The organism is Kitasatospora sp. NPDC087271 (genome assembly GCF_044744605.1).
Taxonomy (GTDB): domain Bacteria; phylum Actinomycetota; class Actinomycetes; order Streptomycetales; family Streptomycetaceae; genus Kitasatospora.
In genome coordinates this window covers 51,163-71,942 of sequence record NZ_JBIUYQ010000025.1, presented here as the reverse complement: position 1 = coordinate 71,942, position 20,780 = coordinate 51,163, and the positions used below count along the sequence as shown (strand labels likewise).

Below are 20,780 nucleotides of genomic sequence, written 5' to 3'. Positions count from 1 at the left end.
TAGGTCTACCGCACCATAGGCCATTACCCCGACAGTCGCCCGACCATTTCCGCCCACCCGCCCCGGCTACAGGATCGGCTCACACCCGATGGCCTTGCCCCCGGCGGTCAGGAACTGGCGCATCAGGTCCTTCTGGTCGGGGAACAGGAAGGGCCTTTCGAGGCTGTGTTCGTACCCGCCGCCGACGGTGAAGAAGACGTCCCTGCCCTGACAGGTGGCGACGAGCGTCCCGCCGGCGACCCAGCTGGCTCGCCCGAACTCGGACGGCTCCTTGCCGTCCTTCTGGGCTAGGGCGGTGACCCGCGGCTCGGTGGTGATCGTGAATTCCTGTGACCGACTGTCGTGTCTCGGGTCCTCGCCGATCGTGCAGGACCAGATCGGGTTGGACGCGGTGGTGACCTGCTGCGGCATGGGCCATTGGGCCTCGGGGTTCTTCGCGGGTGCGAACCCGGGCAGGCCGCAGAGGTTGGCCCAGTCCGGTTCCGTCTGGGCCGCCTTCGCCGACAGGCTCTTCGGTGCCGGAAGTGTCCGGTCCGCGCACGAGCGGGCCTTGGCCACACTGTTGGCGAAGGCCACGGCCAGGCGGGCCCTGGCCTCGTCATGGCCCGCCTCGCTGGTGCTCACCTCGGCACGCACGCCCTTCTGGCACGCCTCGGGGAGCACGGCCCACGCGGCGCCCGGGCTGACCGAGCCAACCGATTCTCCGGAGAACAGCCGGGCATCCGACGCGGCCAATGCGCCCGGGCCGTCAGCGGTGTTGAGGACGATGGTGAACCGCACGACCTTCTTGGAGGTCTCGAACAAGCCGGAGCTGACCGTGACGGAGCAGCTGTTCCCGGTGGAGTTCTTCGTCGCCGAGTAGCCCTTCTTGTTCTCACTCATCGGTCCGGACCCCAGCAGGTCGTGCACCTGCTCCGCTGTGGCCGCTCCGTCGCACACGCTGTCGGGCCCGCCGATGTTCGTCAGCCGGTACAGCACGAAGCCCGCCGCCCCTGCCAGGGCGAGGGAGAATGCCAACAGCACCGCCGTCAACCGCACCCGCAGGGCGCGCGTGGTGAACCCGCGCCGACTGAGTGCCGCGTCGACCTTGTCGGCCAGCCCTACGGCGTCGTCGGGACGCCCGCTCTTGCTCTTGGTCTCCATAGTCCTCACGCCCTGCCGAACACGGTGCGATAGGTGGTGTCGATTCCGTTGTTGTAGGCGGATCCCGCGGTCCTCTGGAGCTGCTGTGGCACGCCCCCGTCGAGGTCCATGGTCTGATGGTCGACTCCGGACATGATCAGCTTGTAGTCGATCATCGCCTTCAGCTGCTGCTGTCCTGCCGAGAAGTGGGAGCTCAGATTGTCCTGGAGCTTGCTGTCGATCTTGGCCTTGGCGGCGTCGGCGTAGGTGGCCGTCCCGATATCGGCGTAGCGCTGCGCGATGTCGCCCACACCCGGAATCAAGTTCAGGGGTGTGCCGAGCAGGTGGTAATTCATCTTCGCCTGCCAGTCCTGGGCGGACTTGGCGGAGTCCGCGTGGTCGACGACGGAGTCGGCGTACACCGCGTCGAGCGCGCCGAGCGTCCTGCCGGACTCGTGGACGAGGGCGTCCAGTCCGTGGTTCACACCACCCGTCGCATCGGGCTTCACCGCGTCGGGGCCGTACCCGTCCAGGCGGCGGGCGATCTCCTGGGTCTCGGCGTGCTGGATGACGGCGAATGCCGCCGGGTCCTCGACGGCGCCTCGGATCAGGCGCAGCAGCTGCTCGCGGTTGACGGTGAGCCCGTCCGGCTGGGACGCGCCGTACAGGTCCTTGCCGAGGATCTCGTGCGTGTCCGCAGCGTAGTCGGCGATCATGTCGGCCATCGGCCGACGGAGTCCGGCCGGAAGGGACGTCTTGTCTCCGGGGCCGGTGCCGGCGAACGACTTCATCGTCTCGTCCATGATCTGCGACATGACCTTGTCGTGCGGGCGGACGACCGGTTGGTCGCTGTGCGGGTCCCGACCGGTCGTGGCCGCCTCCAGGGCGTAGCCGAATGCGCTACGGGAGGGAGTGAAGTCGGCGGGAACGTTCTGCTCGTTTCCCTGGAAGGGCCACTTCCGGTCGTGCAGCAGGTAGTCCAGGTTCTTGCTCTTCCCGGGGTCGAAGAAGTCCTTCGACGCCTCGGGGTTGCGGCTGAACGCGTTCATCAGACCGCCCATCGGGTCGGACTGGTTGACCCGGCCGTTCCAGTTCGGGCCCCAGAGGTCCTCGCCCTTGGTCTTGCTGGTGCGCTCGTAGTCGACCAGGTCGTTGCCGACCTTGAGCAGGAACGCCTTGTCGTACGTCCCCTTCGCCCCCATCAGCGCCGTCAGCGCCGGGTAGTTGTCGTTGAACCCCGCCGCCGAGCCTCCCGGGCGGCGGGCGGCGGCCAGCAGGCCGTCCTCCCAGGCCTTGCCCATTCCTCCGTCATGGGTGGCCGTGGCGAGCACCACCGACAGGTTGCCGTAGACGTCCTGGTAGCCCTTGGCGTTGTGGTTGCCGTGGGCGAGGCCGTCGTAGACCTTGCTGTACTCCAGCAGGGCGTCCGGGCCGGTCTTCCCGCCGTAGTCGAGGCCGTTGAGCAGCGTGGTGGAGAAGTCCTTGTTGCCCGCGTTGGCGGCCATGATGTCCTGCAGCTGCTTCAGCTGCGGATCGCTGAGGCTGCCGGCCTTGGCCATCAGGTCCTTGGCCCGGTTGGCGTCGGCGACCGGGCCGCCGCCGTAGGGCGTGGGGTTGAAGGCCGTGGTGCTGGTGCCGATGTCGCCCTGGAGTGCGGCGGTGGCCCGCTGGTCGGCGGAGTCGGCCTTCTCGACGGCCTTCGTCAGCCGGGCCGCGATGGCCTCGGCCTTGGCCGCGAGCGTCTGAGCCAGCTTCTCGGCGTCGGGGTCGTTCCTCGTCTCCTTCGGCAGGGTCCAGTTGACCTGGCCGTCCGCGGCGACGGTCATGTTGTCGCTCTGGGCGTCGTGGATCGCCGTGTCGAGGTCGCGGCGGGCGGCGGCGAAGTCCTCGGCGGCGGTCTTCATGATCGCGGCGAGGGCGGTGGCGACGGCCGAGGCCTGCTTGAAGTCGCCGTCGACGGTCTGGAGGACCTTGGTCGCGTCGTCGGCCGCCGCGCCCTTCCAACCGGCCCGCTGCGCGGTGCTGGTGAGGTCCTTGGCGACCCGGCCGTCCAGGGCGGTGAGGGCCTTGGCGACGCCGGCCCAGGCTTCGGCGGCGTCGGTGATCCCGGAGAAGTCGGCCTCGTGCAGTTCCTTGAAGGACACCATGTGTCCGGGTTCCCCCTTCTGGTCTTCCAACTGCTGTTCTTCTGGGCCAAACAGGGCCAAACAGGGCCAAGCGGGGCCAAGCGGGGCCTAGCGGGGCCTAGCGGCCCGCGCGGAGGTCGGCGGCGGTCGCGGCTTCGTTGGCGCCGTAGGACTGCTGGGTCCTGTCGAGGTTGCCGGCGGCCTTGCCGAGCGTGTCGTGCAGGGCCTTGCACTGCTGCATCCAGCGCTCGGTGCAGCCGGTGAGGGCGCCGCCGAAGGAGAAGCCGCGGATCCTGGTCGACGCGGTGCTCGCGTACTCGGTGAGGCTGTGTGCGCCGGGCCCGGCCTTGCCGTTCGCGTTGTCGAGGTCGGTGGCGATCTGTCGGGCCATCCCGGCCGAGGCGTTGAGTTCGTGCGGGACGTCCAGCCGGGTGGTCACCAGGCCCGGGGCGAGGACGGGCGCGGGCACGTTGCCGCCACCGGACTGGACGGGTGGGGCGTACGGCGCGGTCCTGGCCGAGCCGGGTGCCGGAGCCGAGGCCGGCGAGACCGGCCCGGTGGTGAAGTACGGGCTAACCATGTGTGTGCAACTCCTTCTCGTCGAGAAGGGGTCAATCCCCCCTGTGGCATGACGACGGTACAGGGGCCCTCCGTCAGTGCACTGACGCACCCTCCGTGTTCGCGGTCGCACGGCGGGTGGATGGGGGAGGAGGTCTTGTTACCGGCGGGTCGCTTCCCTATCATCACGGGTGTTACAGCTTTACTGTCAAACCCAGAAGGGTTCTGCAGCCAGTGCGTGACACGAGCAGTCCGCCGGGCGCCACGGCCGCCGGCCCCGGCCCGTTGGCGGGGGTGCGGGCGGTCGAGCTCGCGGGGATCGGGCCGGGGCCGTTCGCGGCGATGCTGCTGGCCGACCTGGGCGCCGACGTGGTGCGGGTGGACCGGCCGGATCCGTCGCCGCTGGGCATCGACCCGGCGTACGACGTGACCAACCGGAACAAGCGGTCGGTGCTGGTCGACCTCAAGTCCCCGGCGGGGCCCGGCCTGGTGCTGGACCTGGTCGAGCGGGCGGACCTGCTGATCGAGGGCTACCGGCCCGGGGTCGCGGAGCGGCTCGGGGTCGGGCCGCAGGACTGCCTGGCCCGCAACCCGGCGCTGGTGTACGGGCGGATGACCGGGTGGGGGCAGCAGGGGCCGCGCGCCGCCAGCGCCGGGCACGACCTCGGGTACGCGGCGGTGGCCGGAGTGCTCGGCCTGGTCGCGGGGCCGGGCGGGCCCGAGGAGGCGCCCGGCATCCCGGCCAACCTGCTGGGCGACTACGCGGGCGGCTCGCTCTACCTGGTCGTCGGCCTGCTCGCCGGGCTGCACCACGCCAGGAGCACCGGTGCCGGCCAGGTCGTCGACGCCGCGATCGTGGACGGCGCGGCGCACCTGTCCAGCATGCTGTGGGGGCTGCTCGCGGCCGGCCACTGGCAGGACCGCCGGGGCGCCAACCTGCTGGACGGCGGCGCGCCGTTCTACGCGGTCTACCGGGCGGCCGACGGCGGACACCTGGCCGTGGGGGCGCTGGAGCCGCAGTTCTACGCCGAGTTCGCCCGCCTGCTGGACCTCGGCCCGCAGGCGCCCGGGCAGTACGACCTGGCCCGCTGGCCCGAACTGCGGGCCCTGATCGCCGACCGCTTCGCCACCCGGACCAGGGCCGAGTGGGAGGCCGTCTTCGCCGGGTCCGACGCCTGCGTGGAGCCGGTGCTGACGATGCGTCAGGCGGCCAGAGAGGAACACCTGTTGGCGCGCGGCACCTATGTCGAGGCGGGCGGCGTCACCCAGCCCGCCCCGGCCCCGCGCTTCTCCGCCACCCCCGGCACGCTGCGCCGCCCGCCGGCCCGGCCGGGCGCGGACACCGCCGAAGTGGCCCGTGACTGGGCCGTCCCGTCCCTCAACTTCGATGCAGGACAAGGAGCGTAGCGTTGCAGCGCGAGATCTTCACCGAGCAGCACGAGGACTTCCGGGCCGCCGTGCGGGCCTTCCTCGCCAAGGAGGTGCTGCCGCACTACGACCGCTGGGAGAAGGCCGGCATCGTCGACCGCTCCGCCTGGCTGGCGGCCGGCCGCCAGGGCCTGCTCGGGATGGCCGTCCCCGAGGAGTACGGCGGCGGGGGCGCCCCGGACTTCCGCTACGCCGCCGTGCTGGCCGAGGAGTTCGCCCGGGCCGGCGCCTCCGGGCTGGCCGTCGGCCTGCACAACGACATCATCGGCCCCTACCTCACCTCGCTCGCCACCGAGGAGCAGAAGCGCCGCTGGCTGCCCGGCTTCTGCAGCGGCGAGCTGATCACCGCGATCGCGATGACCGAGCCCGGCACCGGCTCCGACCTCCAGGGCATCCGCACCCAGGCCGTCGACCGGGGCGACCACTACCTGCTCAACGGCGCCAAGACCTTCATCTCCAACGGCATCCTCGCCGACCTGGTGGTCGTGGTCGCCCGCACCACCCCCGAGGGCGGCGCGCACGGGCTGAGCCTGCTGGTGGTCGAGCGCGGCACGCCCGGCTTCGAGCGCGGCCGCAACCTGGACAAGATCGGCCAGAAGGCCCAGGACACCGCCGAGTTGTTCTTCGAGGACGTCCGGGTGCCGAAGGCGAACCTGCTCGGCGAGCTCAACGGCGGCTTCGTGCACCTGATGCAGAACCTCGCCCAGGAGCGGCTGACCATCGCGGCCGCGGCGATCGCCGGCGCCGAGTACCTGGTCGAGATCACCACCGACTACGTCAAGCAGCGCGAGGCCTTCGGCCGCCCGCTGGCCAAGCTCCAGCACGTGCGCTTCGAGATCGCCGAACTCGCCACCGAGTGCGCCGTCACCCGGGCCTTCGTCGACCGCTGCATCACCGAGCACAACCGCTACGCGCTCACCCCGGTGGACGCCTCGATGGCCAAGTGGTGGGCCACCGAACTGCAGAAGCGCACCGCCGACCGCTGCCTCCAACTGCACGGCGGTTACGGGTACATGAGCGAGTTCCCGGTCGCCCGGGCGTTCACCGACGGCCGGATCCAGACCATCTACGGCGGCACCACCGAGATCATGAAGGAGATCGTCGGCCGGTCCGTCCTCGGCTGAGACCTCCCGCGAAACCCCCTGCCCCGAAAGGCGTTTGACCGTGACCACCGAAGCGTACGTCTACGACGCGATCCGCACCCCGCGCGGCCGGGGCAAGGCCACCGGCTCGCTGCACGGCACCAAGCCGATCGACCTCGTCGTCGGCCTGATCCACGAACTGCGCAACCGGCACCCGGAGTTGGACCCGGCGGCGATCGACGACATCGTGCTCGGCGTGGTCAGCCCGGTCGGTGACCAGGGCTCCGACATCGCCCGGATCGCGGCCATCGCGGCCGGCCTGCCCGACACGGTGGCCGGCGTCCAGGAGAACCGCTTCTGCGCCTCCGGCTTGGAGGCCGTCAACCTGGCTGCCGCCAAGGTCCGTTCGGGCTGGGAGGACCTCATCCTGGCCGGCGGCGTCGAGTCGATGTCCCGGGTCAAGATGGCCTCCGACGGTGGCGCCTGGTTCGCGGACCCGATGACCGCGTACGAGACCAACTTCGTCCCGCAGGGCATCGGCGCCGACCTGATCGCCACCATCGAGGGATTCTCCCGCGCCGACGTGGACGCCTTCGCCGCCGAATCCCAGGCCCGCGCCGCCAAGGCGCAGGCGGACGGCCTGTTCGACCGCTCGGTGGTCCCGGTCCGCGACCGCAACGGCCTGGTCGTGCTGGAGCGCGACGAGTTCATCCGCCCCGGCACCACCGTCGAGACCCTGGCCGGCCTCAAGCCCTCCTTCGCCGGCCTCGGCGAGGCCGGCGGCTTCGACGCCGTCGCCCTGCAGAAGTACCACTGGGTCGAGGCCATCGACCACGTCCACCACGCCGGCAACTCCTCCGGCATCGTCGACGGCGCCGCGCTCGTCGCCATCGGCAGCCGGGAGATCGGCGAGCGGTACGGGCTGCGCCCGCGCGCCCGGATCGTCTCCGCCGCCGTCTCCGGCTCCGAGCCCACCATCATGCTCACCGGCCCCGCCCCGGCCACCCGCAAGGCGCTCGCCAAGGCCGGGCTCACCGCCGCCGACATCGACCTGGTCGAGATCAACGAGGCCTTCGCGGCGGTCGCCCTGCGCTTCATCCGCGAACTGGGCTTCCGGCCCGAGCAGGTCAACGTCAACGGCGGCGCGATCGCCCTCGGCCACCCGCTCGGCGCCACCGGCGCGATGCTGCTCGGCACCGTGATCGACGAGTTGGAGCGGCGCGACCTGCGCTACGGCCTGATCACCCTCTGCGTGGGCGGCGGCATGGGCGTCGCCACCATCGTCGAGCGCATCTGACCCACTGTCCCTCGGATCCCCTCGGAGACCCTGAACTCATGAGCGACACCACCACCATCCGCTGGGAGCAGGACCAGGACGGCGTGGTCACCCTCGTCCTCGACGACCCGACCCAGTCCGTCAACACCATGAACGAGGCCTTCACCGCCGACCTCGACGCCGTCGTCGACCGGCTGGCCGGCCTCGCCGCCGCCGACGGGCTGCGCGGCGTCGTCGTCACCTCCGGGAAGAAGACCTTCTTCGCCGGGGGAGACCTCCGGCTGCTCTCCGCCGCCCGCCCCGAGGACGCCGCCGCCGTCTTCGAGAAGTCCCAGCGGATCAAGCGCGCGCTGCGCAGGCTGGAGACCCTCGGCAAGCCGGTCGTCGCCGCCGTCAACGGCAGCGCGCTCGGCGGCGGCCTGGAGATCGCCCTCGCCTGCCACCACCGGATCGCCCTGGACGACCCCGCCAGCCGGCTCGGCCTGCCCGAGGTCACCCTCGGCCTGCTGCCGGGCGGCGGCGGAGTGGTCCGCACGGTACGGCTGTTCGGCATCACCGACGCCCTGCTGAAGTTCCTCCTGGAGGGCCGCCAGTACCGCCCGGCGCAGGCCCTGGAACACGGGCTGGTCCACGAACTCGTCGCCACTCCGGAGGAGTTGACCGCCCGGGCGCGGGCCTGGATCGAGGCCAACCCGACCGCCGTCCAGCCCTGGGACGTCAAGGGCCACAAGATCCCCGGCGGCACCCCGGCGAACCCGGCGTTCGCCGCCAACCTGCCCGCCTTCCCGGCCAACCTGCGCAAGCAGCTGAACGGCGCGCCCTACCCGGCCCCGCGCAACATCCTGGCCGCCGCCGTGGAGAGCGCCCAGGTCGACATCGACACCGCGATGGCGATCGAGGCCCGCTACTTCACCGAGCTCGCCTGCGGACAGACCAGCAAGAACATGATCCAGGCGCTGTTCTTCGACCTCCAGGCGGTCAACTCCGGCGCCGGCCGCCCCCAGGGCGTCGAGAAGCGACTCGTCCGCAAGGTCGCCGTGCTCGGCGCCGGGATGATGGGCGCGGGCATCGCCTACACCTGCGCCAAGGCCGGCATCGAGGTCGTGCTCAAGGACGTGAGCATGGCCGCCGCCGAACGCGGCAAGGCCTACTCCGCCGGGCTGCTGGACAAGGCGATCGCCCGCGGCCGATCCACCGAGGCCAAGCGGGACGCGCTGCTGGCCCGGATCACCCCCACCGCCGAGGCCGCGGACCTGGCCGGCTGCGACGCGGTGATCGAGGCCGTCTTCGAGAACACCGAGCTCAAGCACAAGGTGTTCCAGGAGGTCGAGGGTGTCCTCGCCCCCGACGCGCTGCTCTGCTCCAACACCTCCACCCTGCCGATCGGGCTGCTCGCCGAAGGCGTCGAGCGCACCGCGGACTTCATCGGGCTGCACTTCTTCTCCCCGGTCGACAAGATGCGCCTGGTCGAGATCATCCGCGGCCCGCAGACCGGCGACGAGGCCCTCGCCCGTGCCTTCGACCTGGTCCGGCAGATCGATCGGACCCCGATCGTGGTCAACGACTCGCGCGGCTTCTTCACCTCGCGGGTCATCGGCCAGTTCCTCAACGAGGGCGTCGCCATGGTCGGCGAGGGCGTCCCCCCGGCCAGCATCGAGCAGGCCGCCGCCCAGGCCGGCTACCCGGCCAAGGTGCTCTCGCTGATGGACGAGCTCACCCTCACCCTGCCGCGCAAGATCCGCGACGAGTACCGGCGCGCGGTCGAGGCCGCCGGCGGCGGCTGGACGCCCCACCCGGCCGACGCGGTGGTCGACCGGATGGTCGACGAGTTCGGCCGCCCCGGGCGCAGCGGCGGCGCCGGCTTCTACGAGTACGGCGAGGACGGCAAGCGCGGGCGGCTCTGGCCGGGGCTGCGCGAGCACTTCGGCGAGCCGGCCGCGGACGTCCCCTTCGAGGACGTCCCCTTCGAGGACCTCAAGGAGCGGATGCTGTTCAGCGAGGCGCTGGACTCGGTGCGCTGCCTGGAGGAGGGCGTGCTGACCTCGGTCGCCGACGCCAACGTGGGCTCCATCCTGGGCATCGGCTTCCCGGCCTGGACGGGCGGCGTGTTCCAGTACATCAACGGGTACGAGGGCGGCCCGGCCGGCTTCGCGGCCCGGGCCCGCGAACTCGCCGCCGCCTACGGCGAACGGTTCGCGCCGCCGGCGCTGCTGGAGCGGATCGCGGCGGAGGGGCGCACCTTCACCGACTGACCGTCAGGCCTGAGCGGGTGGGGCCGGGTGCCGGACGGCCCCACCCGGCTCCTCCTGCGGTTGCCCGCCCAGGTCCTTGCCCAGCTCCCCGCCGAGTTCCTTGCTCAGCTCCCCGCTCAGCTCCCCGCCGAGTCCTCCCGCAGTTCCTCGCCGAGTTCCTCCCGCAGCGAGCGCTGGAACGCCGTGACCAGTGCCTGCGCCACCATCGGCTGGATGTGGTCCGTCAGCGCCCTCATCCGGGCCAGCTCGTCCGGCGCCGGCTCGCTCTCCCGGTAGGGCCGCCACACCGTCTCCCGGAACAGCCGCTGCAACTCCCGGGCCGTCGCCCGGCTGTGCTCCAGCACCACCGCCCGCGCGGCCAGCAGCGTCTCCAGCGGGATCGGCACGTCCAGGATCCGCACCCCCAGCGGCAGCAGGCCCGGATCCACCCGGAACAGCTCCGGATCGGCCGTCCGCTCCAACGCCCCCATCGCGACCAGGCGTTGCACCTGTTCCTCCGACAGCCCCCGCCCGGCCCGCCGCTCCAACTGCGCCCGGCCCAGTTCCTCCGCCGCCTCGGGCGTCCAGGAGGCCACCAGCGCCCGGTGGATCGCCAGGTCCAGCGGCGTGCTGTCCTCCGGCAGCCGGGACAGGTACCGCTCGATCGCGGCCAACGTCAGCCCCTGGCGCTGCAACTCCTCGATCAGCTCCAGCCGGTCCAGGTGCGCCGCCCCGTACAGCCCGACCCGGCGCGGCCCCAACTCCGGTGGTGGCAGCAGGCCCTTCGTCCCGTAGAACCGCACCGTCCGGACCGTCACCCCGGCCCGCGCCGCCAGTTCGTCGACCGTCAGCCGCACACCGCCCCCGTCTCCCACGGCCCCGCGCTCCCCCATCTGCCGCCTCCTGCACTGGCACACTTCCACTGTGACAGCAGCAGTGTGACAGTGCCCGTCCCCCTGGTCCACCGGCTGCTCCACCGGCTGCTCCACCGGCGACGGCGGCCCGCCGCGCACGTGAGTCCGCCCCCGCCGCTGGGGAGCGGCGGGGGCGGACTCGGGGTACTGGTGCCTCTGGCGGCGCTGCTTCTGGCCGGAGCCTGCTCTGACCGGCGCTGCTCCCGCGCTGTGGCGCGGCTGGTCCCGGTCTCCGCGGCGTGGGGCTACCGGGAGGCGGTGTCGGCCAGGTCGGCGTGGTGGCGGCGGGTGACCTCGGGATGGGCCCTCGTGTAGCCCTTCCACTCGTTGAGGCCGAACTCGGCGAACAGCGGGTTGTCCGGATCCTCGGTGGCGCCGGGGGCGTGCCGGGCGAACGGGAAGTCCAGCGGCTCGATGTGGGCGTCGAGACGGGGGTTGTAGAAGAACGGGACGGAGAAGCGCTCGCGGGCGCCGACCGGGCTGACCACGCGGTGGTTGGTGGCCTTGAGGTAGCCGTCGGTGGCCACCTCCAGCAGCTCGCCGAGGTTGACGACGAAGGCGCCCGGCATCGGCGGGACCTCCAGGAAGGTGCCGTCCGGGCGCTCGACCTGGAGGCCGCCGACGGTGTCCTGGAGCAGCAGCGTGATGAAGCCGTAGTCCTTGTGGGCGCCGACGCCCTGGCCGGCGCCGTCCGGAGCGGTGCCGGGGTAGCGGACCAGCTTGAGCCGCAGGTGGGGGTGGCCGGCGAAGGCCTCGTCGTAGAAGTCGGGGCGGGCGCCGATCGCGGTGAGGAGCTCGTGCAGCAGTCGGCGGGCGGTGTCGCTGAGGTGGTCGATCCAGCCGAGCGCGGCGGTGCGCAGCTCGGGGAGCGCAGCGGGCCACTGGTTGGGGCCCTCCAGCCACCAGTACGGGGGCTCGTCGGTGCCGGGGACGTGCGGGGGCAGCTCGGCGCCGATGTCCAGCTGGTCGCGCCAGTCCCGGCTGCCGCCGGTGCGCTCGTCGCCGGTGCGGGTGTAGCCGCGGTAGTGGGGGGAGTTGAGGTTGCTCACGGCGAGCCGGTCGGCCTCGGGGAGGGCGAAGAAGGCGCGCATCGCGTCGGTGAGCGCGGCCGTCTCCTCCGGGGTGATGCCGTGGCCGACGAGCTGGAAGAACCCGACGTCGGTGGCCGCGGCACGGAGTTCGTCGTGCAGCCGGCGGCGGTCGTCCGGGCCGCCGTCGGCGAGCGAGAGGTCGATCACCGGGAGGGAGTCGGATATGGGGGTGTACTGCTGCGACATGTGTGACATCCGCTGGTCTCGTCCCGGCCGGTCCCGGTGATCGACCGGGGGAAGACCGGAGTGGCCGCCTGGTGCGGCGGGTGCTCCGGGAGCCGGGAGGTGGAGGCGGCCGGGTGGAGGCTGCCCTTGAGGGTGGTGGCGCGAGGTTCAGCTGGAGCGTCGACAGGACATGCTTGTCACGCGGAGCAGGTCCACGTGGCGACGGCGAACAAGGATGAGCACGTCACCAGCGTAGATGACCTTGACCGGAGCGGGCGAGCCCCCTGCGGCGGAGGGCTGCCTCTCACTTGGCAGTGGCCCTTCAAGGGTGGAAAGCCTTCGTGTGTCGCCCCTCTCAGCCGTTGTTGAGGTAGGCCAGCACGGCCAGGACACGGCGGTTGTCGTCGTCGGAGGGCTGGAGGTCGAGCCGGACGAAGATCGACGCGGTGTGCTTGGCGACGGCCCGCTCGGTGATCACCAACTGCTGGGCGATCGCCGCGTTGGAGCGCCCCTCGGCCATCAGCGCCAGCACCTGCCGCTCGCGCGGGGAGAGGGTGGAGACCGGGCCGGCCGAGGAGTTGTGGGCGAGCAGCCGGGTGATCACCTCCGGGTCCATCACGGTGCCGCCCCGGGAGACCCGCTGCACCGCGTCGATGAACTGGGCGCCGTCCAGCACCCGGTCCTTCAGCAGGTAGCCGATCCCGCCGGTGCTGCCGGCCAGCAGCTCGCGCGCGTACAACTGCTCCACGAACTGCGACAGCACCAGGACGGGCAGACCGGGGTGCGCCTGGCGGGCGGCCAGCGCCGCCCGCAGCCCCTCGTCGGTGAAGCCGGGCGGCAGCCGGACGTCGACCACGGCGATGTCCGGCCGGTCGGCGGCCACCGCGGTGAGCAGTTCGTCGCCGGTCTCGACCGCCGCGGTGACCTCCATGCCGCTGGCCTCCAGCAGCCGAGTCAGGCCGTCCCGGAGGAGGAAGAGGTCTTCGGCGATGACAACGCGCACGGGATCTCCAGGTTCACAATGGTCGGGCCACCGGATGGGCTGCTGATCGCGAGCACCCCGTCGAAGGCGGCCAGTCGGCGTTCGGTTCCGCTGAGGCCGGTCCCCCGCGACGGGTTGGCGCCACCGCGCCCGTCATCGGTGACCGATATCCGCAGCAGCCCGTCACTGTGCCCTATCTCGATCCACACGTGCGAGGCGTCGGCGTGTTTCACCACGTTGGCCAGCAGCTCGCTCACCGCGAAGTAGACGGCGGACTCCACCGGAGCGGGCGCCCGGCCGGGCAGCCCGCCGGTGAAGGTGACCGGTAGCGGGAGGTCCAGCGCGGTCGCCTCGACCGCGTCGGCCAGGCCTCGGTCGGCGAGCACCGGCGGATGGATGCCCCGTACCAGGTCGCGCAGCTCGCTCAGGGCCTTGACCGAGGACATCCGGGCCTCGACCAGCAGGGGTTGCAGGGCCTTCGGGTCGTCCTTCACCTGCTCGGCCACGGTCAGCAGCATGCCCAGGGCGACCAGCCGGGCCTGCGCCCCGTCGTGCAGGTCCCGCTCGATCCGGCGCAGCTCGGCCGCCCCGGCGTCGATGGTGTCCGCCCTGGTCCGGGCCAGATGACTGACCTGGCGGGCGAGTTCGCTCCGTCGGGACGGGCCGAGCAGGGCGCGGGCGGCCCGCTCGTGCACCCGCAGGACCACCGGCGCGGCCCACAGGGCGGCCAGCGGGGAGATGTAGAGCCCCATCAGGTAGACGGGCCCCAGCGGGAGGAACGGCCCGTTCCGGCCGAGCACCTGGAGGGCGGTCGGGGTCAGCACGACGATCACGGCGGTGATCGGGATGGCGCAGCCGGAGACGAGCACCCAGAGGAGGTCCCGCCACGTCGCCGGATCGGCCAGCCAGCCGCCGGCGCGCAGCCGCTGCCACGGCCCGGCGTCGACGCGGTGGTACGGCACCGGGATCGGCCGGCCGCTCCACCGGCCGACGATCCGCCGGTTCTCCGTCGCGATCCAGCGCGTGCCGAGCAGGCCGAGCACCAGCATCGCCGGCCCCAGGCAGAGCGATCCGGACCGGCCGCCGGGCGGGGCGCCGCCGTAGAGGTCGGTGGCCATCAGCGCGAGCGAGCCCGGCGCGAACAGGACGGCCCCGGCCGCCCGGCCGCCGCCCCCGGTGGCCCAGCAGAGCGCCCAGAGGGCGACCGGCGCCAGCGGCACCAGCAGGATCAGCGGCCCGCCCGGACCGTGGGTGAACGGCTCGGTGTCGTCGGGGCCGAGCAGGGCGGCGGCCAGCAGGACCGGCCCGGCCAGCAGCGCCATCAGCCCCGTGACGGCCAACGTGACCATGTAGAGCGCCCGCACGCCGGCCACGACGGCACCCTCCAGCTGCGCGACGGCCCTGGACACTGCGCTCGTCCTCATCCCGCGCCTCCCCTCCGGTCGGTGGCCCCGCGGCCCCGGTTGATCATCCGGCGTCAGTCTGCCGCGCCGTGACGTGCGGCGCTCTAGGTCTGCGCCCCCAATCCGGGGTGTACCTGGATACACCCCCGAGAGGCCGTCCAGACGGCTGTCCGCGCCCCGCCCCGGATTCGTAGCGTCATGTCCCGTCAGCCGGAACGGACTTCCGGTGCCGGACCTCGAATCGTGGAGGGCTCGTGAACGCGCCGATCATCCGGATCCGCGGCGTCAGCAAGACGTACGACCGATCCGACGCCGCCCACCCCGCGCTGGCCGGGCTCGACCTGGAGGTCCGGGCCGGCGAGGCGCTGGCCGTGCTCGGCCGCTCGGGCAGCGGCAAGTCCACCCTGCTGAACCTGGTCGCCGGCCTCGACCGCCCGAGCGAGGGCGCCGTCGAGGTGGACGGCGTGGCCGTCCACGAGCTCGGCGAGGCCGCCCTGGCCGAGTACCGGCGGAAGCGGATCGGCATGGTGTTCCAGTTCTTCAACCTGCTGGACGACCTGAACGTCGAGGACAACGTGCTGCTCCCGGCCCAGCTCGCCGGGATGCGGCGGGAGCGGGCCCGGGTCCGGGCCGGCGAGCTGCTGGAGCGGCTCGGGGTGGCCCGGCACGCCAAGGCCTTCCCCGGGCGGCTCTCCGGCGGCGAGCGCCAACGCGTCGCGGTGGCGCGGGCCTTGATGAACCGCCCGCCGCTGCTGCTCGCCGACGAGCCGACCGGGGCGCTGGACACCGCCTCGGCCGCGGACGTCCGCGACCTGCTCCGGGGGCTCAACGCGGAGGGCCAGACGATCCTGCTGGTCACCCACGACACCGCGCTCGCCGAGGCCTGCGCCGACCGGACCATCGAACTGCTCGACGGCCGGCTGGTCCGGGACACCGCGGCCGTGCCGGCCCCCGGCGGTGCGCGATGAGCGAGCGGTGCGCGATGAGCGAGTGGCGGGGGTGCCCCCGGCCGGAGGCTGGGGGAGAGCGGATCACGGGAGGGCGCGTGCGGGCGAACGCCCCCGCCGGGCGAAGGGAGGCGGGCGCATGAGCGTACTGGGCAAGGTGGTTCGCGCCGGGGTCGGCCGCAAGCGGGTGCAGACCCTGGTCATGGTGCTCACCACGATGGCGGCCGTGACGGCGTGCATCCTCGCCACGGGCCTGCTGGTCGCCTCCCAGGGCCCGTACCAGCGCACCTTCGCCGACCAGCGCGGCGCGCACCTCAACGCGCTGTACGACCCGGCCAGGGCGAGCCCCGCCCAACTCGCCGCGACCGCGCACGCCCCCGGCGTGACGGCCTCGGCCGGCCCCTACCCGGCGCTCACCGTCCAGCCGCGCGCCGGTGACGAGCTGCGGATCCCGCCGGCCGGCAGCCTGCTCCCGCCGGTGACACTGGTCGGCCGGGCGAAGGACGGCCCGCTGGACGGCCTGCGGATCACCATGGGCCGCTGGCTCGCCGGCCCCGGCGAGGTGGTGTTCCTGGACGGCCACTCGCCGCTGGGCGTCGGCGACAGCATGCAGTTCCCCGACCTCCCCGGGCACCCGGTCCTCAAGGTCGTCGGCCTGGCCGCCTCCCCCTCCTGGAGCGCGGACGGCTGGATCGCCCCCGAACAGGTCGCCGGGCTCACCGCGCCCGGTGCGGCGCCCGCCGCCCAGTACCTCTACCGCTTCGCCCACGCCGGCACCGACGCCGAGGTGGAGGCGGACCGCGCCGCGCTCGCCGCCGCGGTGCCGGGCGGCGCCCTCGCCAGGGCCACCTCGTACCGGCCGGCCCAGGCGGAGGCCAACCGGACGGCCGCGACCTTCGTCCCGTTCGTGACGGCCTTCGGGGTGCTCGGCCTGGCCATGTCGGTGCTGATCATCGGCGTCGTGGTCAGCGGCGCCGTCAGCGCCGCCACCCGGCGGATCGGCATCCTCAAATCCCTCGGCTTCACCCCGTCCCAGGTGGCGCGCGCCTACGTCGGCCAGGCACTGATCCCGGCCGGGGCCGGCACGGTGCTCGGCGTGCTCGGCGGAAACCTGTTGTCCGTGCCCGTCCTCGGGATGGCGCACAAGGCCCTGCGCGGCGGCCTGCTCGGCATCCCGCTCTGGGTGGACGTCGCCGTCTCGGCGGTGGCCCTGGCGGCCGTGGCGGGCACCGCCCTGGTGCCCGCGCTGCGGGCCGGCCGGCTGCGCACGGTGGAGGCGCTCGCGGTCGGCCGGACGGCGCCGGGCGCCCGGCGGGCAGCCTCCCGCGGCGGCCCGGGTCCGGCCGGGGCGTCGGGTCCGGTCGCCAGGATCCAGCAGCTCATCGGCCGCCTACCGGTGCCGCGCGCCCTGAGCCTCGGGCTGGCGACCCCGCTCACCCGGCCGGGCCGCTCGGCGACCACGGCCGCCGCGGTGGTGCTCGGCACGGCCGGAGTCACCCTGTGCGTCGGCCTGACGCTCTCGCTCGGCTCCTTCCAGGACGGCCTCCAGGCCGGGCGCTCCGGCGAGGTCGTGGTCCAGACCCCGATCGAGAGCTCGACGAAGGCCTCCGACCACGTGGACGAGGGCGCCGCGACCAGGGCGATCACCGACCGCCCCGGTACCCGGGCCTGGTACAGCACCGCTCCGACGCCGGTCGCCGTGGCCGGGAACACCGGGCGCACCGCGGTGATCGCCTTCACCGGGGACGCCTCCTGGGGCGGCTACCAGCTGATCTCCGGACGGTGGTTCCAGGGCCCCGGCGAAGTGGTCGTCGCCACCGCCTTCCTGCGCGCCAACCAGGTGCGCGTCGGCGACACCGTCACCCTCACCGACCACGGGCGCAGCACCCCGGTGCGGATCAGCGGTGAGGTCCTGACCACCAGCGACCAGGTGTTCGTCGACCGGGCCGCACTGGCCCCGCTCGGCACCGCCGTCCAGGCCGACGCGGTCGCCTTCCAGATCGACCTCACCCCGGGCACGGACGCGCAGGCGTACGCGGACGGGCTCGACGACGCCGTCCGGCCGCTGGGCCTGAGCGCAGAAGCGGGCGGGCAGCAGATCAGCATCGTGATGCTGGCCATGAACACCCTCGCCGGGACGCTCACCCTGCTGCTGGCCGTGGTGGCCGGCCTGGGCGTGCTCAACACGGTGCTGCTGGACACCCGGGAGCGGGTGCACGACCTCGGGGTGCTCAAGGCGCTGGGGATGTCGCCCCGGCAGACGGTCGGCATGGTGCTCACCTCGGTCTGCGGCAGCGGGCTGACGGCCGGGCTGATCGGGGTACCGATCGGGATCCTGCTGCACCACCAGGTGATGCCGGCGATGGCCCGCGCCGCCGGGGTCGGGGTGCCGGAGCCGGACCTCACCGTGTTCCACCCCTCGGTGGTGGGGCCGCTGATACTCGGCGGCCTGGTGCTGGCGCTGCTCGGCGCCCTCCTCCCCGCCGCCTGGACCGCCCGCACCCGGACGGTCACGGCGCTGCGCACCGAGTGACGGCGGGGCGGGGCGGTAGGGAAGGCCCGCCCCGCCGGTGACTCAGACCAGCCGTGCTGCCGCGTACGCCTCCAAGGCGGCCCGCTGGTACGCGGCCAGGCCCGGGGCGATGGCCTCGTACGCGGCGCTCCACTGGGCGTTCTCCGTGCAGGAGCGCGCGATCGCGCGGAACTCCTCGACGGAGACCGTCCGGAGCGCGCTGAGCGCCCGGTACTCGGCGTCGATGTGGTTCTGCACGGGCTCGGCGTCCGCCGGGTGGCCGGCCGCCAGAAGCTCCGCCAGGCGGATCATCCGCGCCGTCCGCTCGCGCTGTCCGGCCTCGACGTCGGCCTGGCCCATCGCGGCGGTGGCGCGCCGCGCCGCCTCGGCGTGCTCGGGGAAGTCCCGCAGGCTCTCCTCGACGTCGCCGGGCTGGATGCCCTCGAACAGGTTCTCCGGTCGGTTGATGCTGGTCATGGGTGTGCCGTCCTCTCGGGAACGTTCCAGGTCGGCGATCGTGCGGGAGACGGTGGCGGCCAGGGTGTCCAGCCGGTCGCGCTCGGCGAGCAGCCGGTGCCGGTGGTCCCGCAGGGCCTCCAGCTCGTCCACCTGGTCGCCCAGGATCCGGGCGATCTCGGTCAGCCCGACCCCCAGCGCCCGCAGTACGAGGATCTGTTGCAGCTGGAGCAACTGCCTTTCCTCGTAGTAGCGGTGGCCGTTGGAGCCGATCCAGGCCGGGGACAGCAGCCCGATCTCGTCGTAGTGCCGCAGGGTCCGGGCGGTCACGCCCGACATCCGGACGACTTCCGCGATCGGCCAGGCCGCTGCCATGCGCCGTCTCCCTCGTTCACGTTCGTTTGGACCAGGGCCGGTTCCTCCGGCCCTGGTCACGACGGTAGAAGCTGACGCTGCGGCAGCTTCAAGCCCCGAGACCGTCCCGGGGCTGGAACCAGTCGAGGGACTGCCCGTGCGGTCCGGTGAAGGCCACCGGCCGCTCGTCCAGGGCGAGCGCGAACAGCCCGGATCCGACGGGCGCGGGGTGGGGGAGACGTCGCTCGACGGTCGGCAGCACCGAGACGGCCTCGTTGGAGATCCAGTGCCCGGGCAGACCGCGCATGGTCACCGCGAACTCCTCCCGCGCCTCCGGGGGTAGGTAGGCGAGCACCGCGCTGTGGAACACCACCGGCGTGGCACCGGCGGGCACCTGTGCCACCAACTCCCTCACCGTCGCGTTGAGGTCGCCGCGCACCAGGTGCGGCGGCTCGGCCCGGGCGACCTGGACGGCGCCGCGCAGCCGCTCCAGCCGGTGGGCCTGCTCGGGCCAGACCAGCGACTCCAGCCAGCGCATGTCCTCCTCGTCCCGGACGTCCAGCGGGTTGAGGTCGATCCCGGCGCGCCACACCACCTCGGGCAGCCGCTCCCGCAACGACGCCGACAGCGGTACCGGCCCGCGCACCGCGCACTCCAGCGTCACCGGGCTCTCCTGGGCGCCGAACTCGATCGCCGGGCCGCCCGCTTCACCCGCTTCACTCGCTTCGCCTGCTTCGCCCACCTCAACCGTGTATCGGTACCGATACCGGTCGGGGTAGAGGCAGAGCCCCGCCGAGGCCCCCACCTCGATCAGCGCGAGCGGCTGCGGCAGCGCCGCCAGCAGCGGCAGCAGGGTGGCGCACCGGCCGGCCTCGTTGGTCTGCGTCCGCCGTCGCAGCATCGTCGCCGCAACCTCGTCCCAGTGCGCCGACACCCAGGTGCGGAAGGCCGGATAGCCGGCCGTCACCGGCCCACCGAGGTGGCGGACCGAGCCGAACAGCAGGTTCGGCTGCCGCTTCGGGGCCGGCAGACCGTCCAGCAGGGCCCACAACTCGTCGTCCCCGGCGGCGCGTTCGGCGAGGCCCTGGTAGCTCGCCGAGTTGCCGCGCGCCTCCCGCTCCGCGAAGGCCCGGTAGAGGTCCCCGATAGCACTGTCCACGTTCCGTACTTCCTTTCTCTTCGACTCTCTTCAGCTCTCTTCAGCTCTCTTCAACGAATTGGCGCAGCCCTGTCCGTGCCTTTCCGGTCAGGCCGGTGGTCCTACGGTTGCGCCGCCGCCCGTAGCGCGGACACCAGCGCGCCGAGCACCGGCTGTTCCCAGGCGCCCTCGCGCACTGCGGCGTGCAGCGCACGGACCGGCTCCGGGCCGCGGAGCCGGCGCACGGTGACGCCCGGGTGGCGCTGGGCGAGCCCGAGGGCGGGGACCAGGGCGACGCCCAGTCCGGCCGCGACGAAGCCCTGCGCCGTCGCGTAGTCGGCGCTGTCCACCGCGACGGACGGCCCGAACCCGGCCGCGTCGCAGGCCCCCCGGACGACCTCCCGGCACGGGCCGGGCGGCTCGGCCCCCACCCAGGGCTCGTCCGCGAGCTCGGCGAGGTCCAGGACGCGCTTCGCGGCGAGCCGGTGGCCCTTGGGCAGCACCGCCCGGTACGGGTCGTCGCGCAGGTGGACCAGCCGCAGGCCCGGGTGCGCGGCGCCGTCGGACCGGACCACCACCGCGAGGTCGGCCCGGCCGTCCAGCACCTCGGTGAGCGGGTCCTCCGGGTCGGTCATGCCGAGGTCGAGCCGTACGCCCGGGTGCGTCCGGCGGAACGCGGCCACCGCCGGGGCCACCAACGCGGCGCCGGCCGTGGCGAAGTAGCGCACGGTCAGGCTGCCGCTGCGCCCGGCCCGCAGGTCGGCCAGCGCCGCGCCGGCCTCCGCGACCTGCCGCTCGATGACGGCGGCGTGCCCGGCGAGCAGCAGTCCGGCGGCGGTCGGCCGAACGCCGCGCCCGACGCGTTCCAGCAGGGCCGTCCCGGTCTCCCGCTCCAGCGCCGCCACCTGCTGGCTGACGGCGGACGGGGTGTAGCCGAGCGCACCGGCCGCCGCGCTCACCGAGCCGTGGTCGACCACGGCCCGCAGGACCTGCAT

16 protein-coding genes are annotated in these 20,780 nt (G+C 73.1%); 6 read left to right on the top strand and 10 right to left on the bottom strand.

The genetic code is table 11. The annotated features are described in order from the left end of the window. Positions 1-66: 66 nt before the first annotated feature. From ACIO9K_RS31280 to ACIO9K_RS31270, 3 genes are all read right to left on the bottom strand, one after another. Complete coding sequence (locus tag ACIO9K_RS31280; protein WP_400334943.1) at positions 67-1,143, bottom strand: hypothetical protein; 1,077 nt, start codon at positions 1,141-1,143, stop codon at positions 67-69. A gap of 5 nt (positions 1,144-1,148) precedes the next feature. Next, on the bottom strand, positions 1,149-3,299 hold the full coding sequence (locus ACIO9K_RS31275; protein WP_400334941.1) for a hypothetical protein: 2,151 nt from the start codon (positions 3,297-3,299) through the stop codon (positions 1,149-1,151). Positions 3,300-3,366: 67 nt separating this feature from the next. After that, positions 3,367-3,828 (bottom strand): hypothetical protein, encoded by a 462-nt coding sequence (locus tag ACIO9K_RS31270; RefSeq protein ID WP_363625258.1) that lies wholly within the window; start codon positions 3,826-3,828, stop codon positions 3,367-3,369. A 212-nt stretch (positions 3,829-4,040) separates the two neighbouring features. Here ACIO9K_RS31270 and ACIO9K_RS31265 point away from each other — a divergent pair, with 212 nt between their 5' ends. Genes ACIO9K_RS31265 through ACIO9K_RS31250 form a run of 4 tightly spaced genes read left to right on the top strand, consistent with a single transcriptional unit; the run spans position 4,041 to position 9,844 of the window. Further along, positions 4,041-5,213, top strand: coding sequence for a CaiB/BaiF CoA transferase family protein (locus ACIO9K_RS31265; protein WP_400334939.1), 1,173 nt, complete (start codon positions 4,041-4,043; stop codon positions 5,211-5,213). Positions 5,214-5,215: 2 nt separating this feature from the next. Continuing rightward, positions 5,216-6,358: an acyl-CoA dehydrogenase family protein gene (locus ACIO9K_RS31260; protein WP_363585678.1), complete on the top strand. Its 1,143-nt coding sequence runs from the start codon at positions 5,216-5,218 to the stop codon at positions 6,356-6,358. 40 nt (positions 6,359-6,398) lie between these two features. After that, positions 6,399-7,613 carry an acetyl-CoA C-acetyltransferase gene (locus ACIO9K_RS31255; RefSeq protein WP_400334937.1) on the top strand — a complete coding sequence of 405 codons (1,215 nt, stop codon included), beginning with the start codon at positions 6,399-6,401 and terminating at the stop codon, positions 7,611-7,613. A 38-nt stretch (positions 7,614-7,651) separates the two neighbouring features. Next, positions 7,652-9,844, top strand: coding sequence for a 3-hydroxyacyl-CoA dehydrogenase NAD-binding domain-containing protein (locus tag ACIO9K_RS31250; RefSeq protein WP_400334935.1), 2,193 nt, complete (start codon positions 7,652-7,654; stop codon positions 9,842-9,844). A gap of 116 nt (positions 9,845-9,960) precedes the next feature. Here ACIO9K_RS31250 and ACIO9K_RS31245 read toward each other — a convergent pair whose 3' ends face one another. The 4 genes from ACIO9K_RS31245 to ACIO9K_RS31230 all read right to left on the bottom strand — a co-directional run bounded on the left by ACIO9K_RS31245 (position 9,961) and on the right by ACIO9K_RS31230 (position 14,399). Next, positions 9,961-10,716 (bottom strand): MerR family transcriptional regulator, encoded by a 756-nt coding sequence (locus tag ACIO9K_RS31245; RefSeq protein WP_363625264.1) that lies wholly within the window; start codon positions 10,714-10,716, stop codon positions 9,961-9,963. Positions 10,717-10,982: 266 nt separating this feature from the next. Next, positions 10,983-12,014: an isopenicillin N synthase family dioxygenase gene (locus tag ACIO9K_RS31240; RefSeq protein ID WP_400334933.1), complete on the bottom strand. Its 1,032-nt coding sequence runs from the start codon at positions 12,012-12,014 to the stop codon at positions 10,983-10,985. Positions 12,015-12,348: 334 nt separating this feature from the next. Continuing rightward, a complete protein-coding gene (locus tag ACIO9K_RS31235; protein WP_363625268.1) occupies positions 12,349-12,996 on the bottom strand; it encodes a response regulator transcription factor in 648 nt (215 codons plus the stop codon). After that, complete coding sequence (locus ACIO9K_RS31230) at positions 12,948-14,399, bottom strand: sensor domain-containing protein (protein WP_363625270.1); 1,452 nt, start codon at positions 14,397-14,399, stop codon at positions 12,948-12,950. The genes ACIO9K_RS31235 and ACIO9K_RS31230 overlap by 49 nt, the downstream gene beginning before the upstream one ends. A 233-nt stretch (positions 14,400-14,632) precedes the next feature. On the opposite strand from ACIO9K_RS31230, the gene ACIO9K_RS31225 reads away from it, so the two are divergent. Further along, positions 14,633-15,346 carry an ABC transporter ATP-binding protein gene (locus ACIO9K_RS31225; RefSeq protein ID WP_363625272.1) on the top strand — a complete coding sequence of 238 codons (714 nt, stop codon included), beginning with the start codon at positions 14,633-14,635 and terminating at the stop codon, positions 15,344-15,346. A gap of 118 nt (positions 15,347-15,464) precedes the next feature. Beyond that, complete coding sequence (locus ACIO9K_RS31220) at positions 15,465-17,858, top strand: FtsX-like permease family protein (RefSeq protein ID WP_400334930.1); 2,394 nt, start codon at positions 15,465-15,467, stop codon at positions 17,856-17,858. Positions 17,859-17,900: 42 nt separating this feature from the next. Here ACIO9K_RS31220 and ACIO9K_RS31215 read toward each other — a convergent pair whose 3' ends face one another. The 3 genes from ACIO9K_RS31215 to ACIO9K_RS31205 form a co-directional block, all read right to left on the bottom strand. Then, positions 17,901-18,668, bottom strand: coding sequence for a MerR family transcriptional regulator (locus ACIO9K_RS31215; protein WP_400334928.1), 768 nt, complete (start codon positions 18,666-18,668; stop codon positions 17,901-17,903). 88 nt (positions 18,669-18,756) lie between these two features. After that, positions 18,757-19,806, bottom strand: a complete 1,050-nt coding sequence (locus ACIO9K_RS31210) for a DUF2332 domain-containing protein (protein WP_400334926.1) — start codon at positions 19,804-19,806, stop codon at positions 18,757-18,759. 101 nt (positions 19,807-19,907) lie between these two features. Next, a complete protein-coding gene (locus ACIO9K_RS31205) occupies positions 19,908-20,780 on the bottom strand; it encodes a LysR family transcriptional regulator (protein WP_400334991.1) in 873 nt (290 codons plus the stop codon).

What these genes read in the sequence shown, in the direction of transcription:
- ACIO9K_RS31280 (WP_400334943.1), bottom strand. Translation starts at nt 1,143, where the DNA reads ATGGAGACCAAGAGCAAGAGCGGGCGTCCCGACGACGCCGTAGGGCTG.
- ACIO9K_RS31240 (WP_400334933.1), bottom strand. Translation starts at nt 12,014, where the DNA reads ATGTCGCAGCAGTACACCCCCATATCCGACTCCCTCCCGGTGATCGAC.
- ACIO9K_RS31270 (WP_363625258.1), bottom strand. Translation starts at nt 3,828, where the DNA reads ATGGTTAGCCCGTACTTCACCACCGGGCCGGTCTCGCCGGCCTCGGCT.
- ACIO9K_RS31220 (WP_400334930.1), top strand. Translation starts at nt 15,465, where the DNA reads ATGAGCGTACTGGGCAAGGTGGTTCGCGCCGGGGTCGGCCGCAAGCGG.
- ACIO9K_RS31230 (WP_363625270.1), bottom strand. Translation starts at nt 14,399, where the DNA reads ATGAGGACGAGCGCAGTGTCCAGGGCCGTCGCGCAGCTGGAGGGTGCC.
- ACIO9K_RS31205 (WP_400334991.1), bottom strand. Translation starts at nt 20,780, where the DNA reads ATGCAGGTCCTGCGGGCCGTGGTCGACCACGGCTCGGTGAGCGCGGCG.
- ACIO9K_RS31250 (WP_400334935.1), top strand. Translation starts at nt 7,652, where the DNA reads ATGAGCGACACCACCACCATCCGCTGGGAGCAGGACCAGGACGGCGTG.
- ACIO9K_RS31245 (WP_363625264.1), bottom strand. Translation starts at nt 10,716, where the DNA reads ATGGGGGAGCGCGGGGCCGTGGGAGACGGGGGCGGTGTGCGGCTGACG.
- ACIO9K_RS31215 (WP_400334928.1), bottom strand. Translation starts at nt 18,668, where the DNA reads ATGGCAGCGGCCTGGCCGATCGCGGAAGTCGTCCGGATGTCGGGCGTG.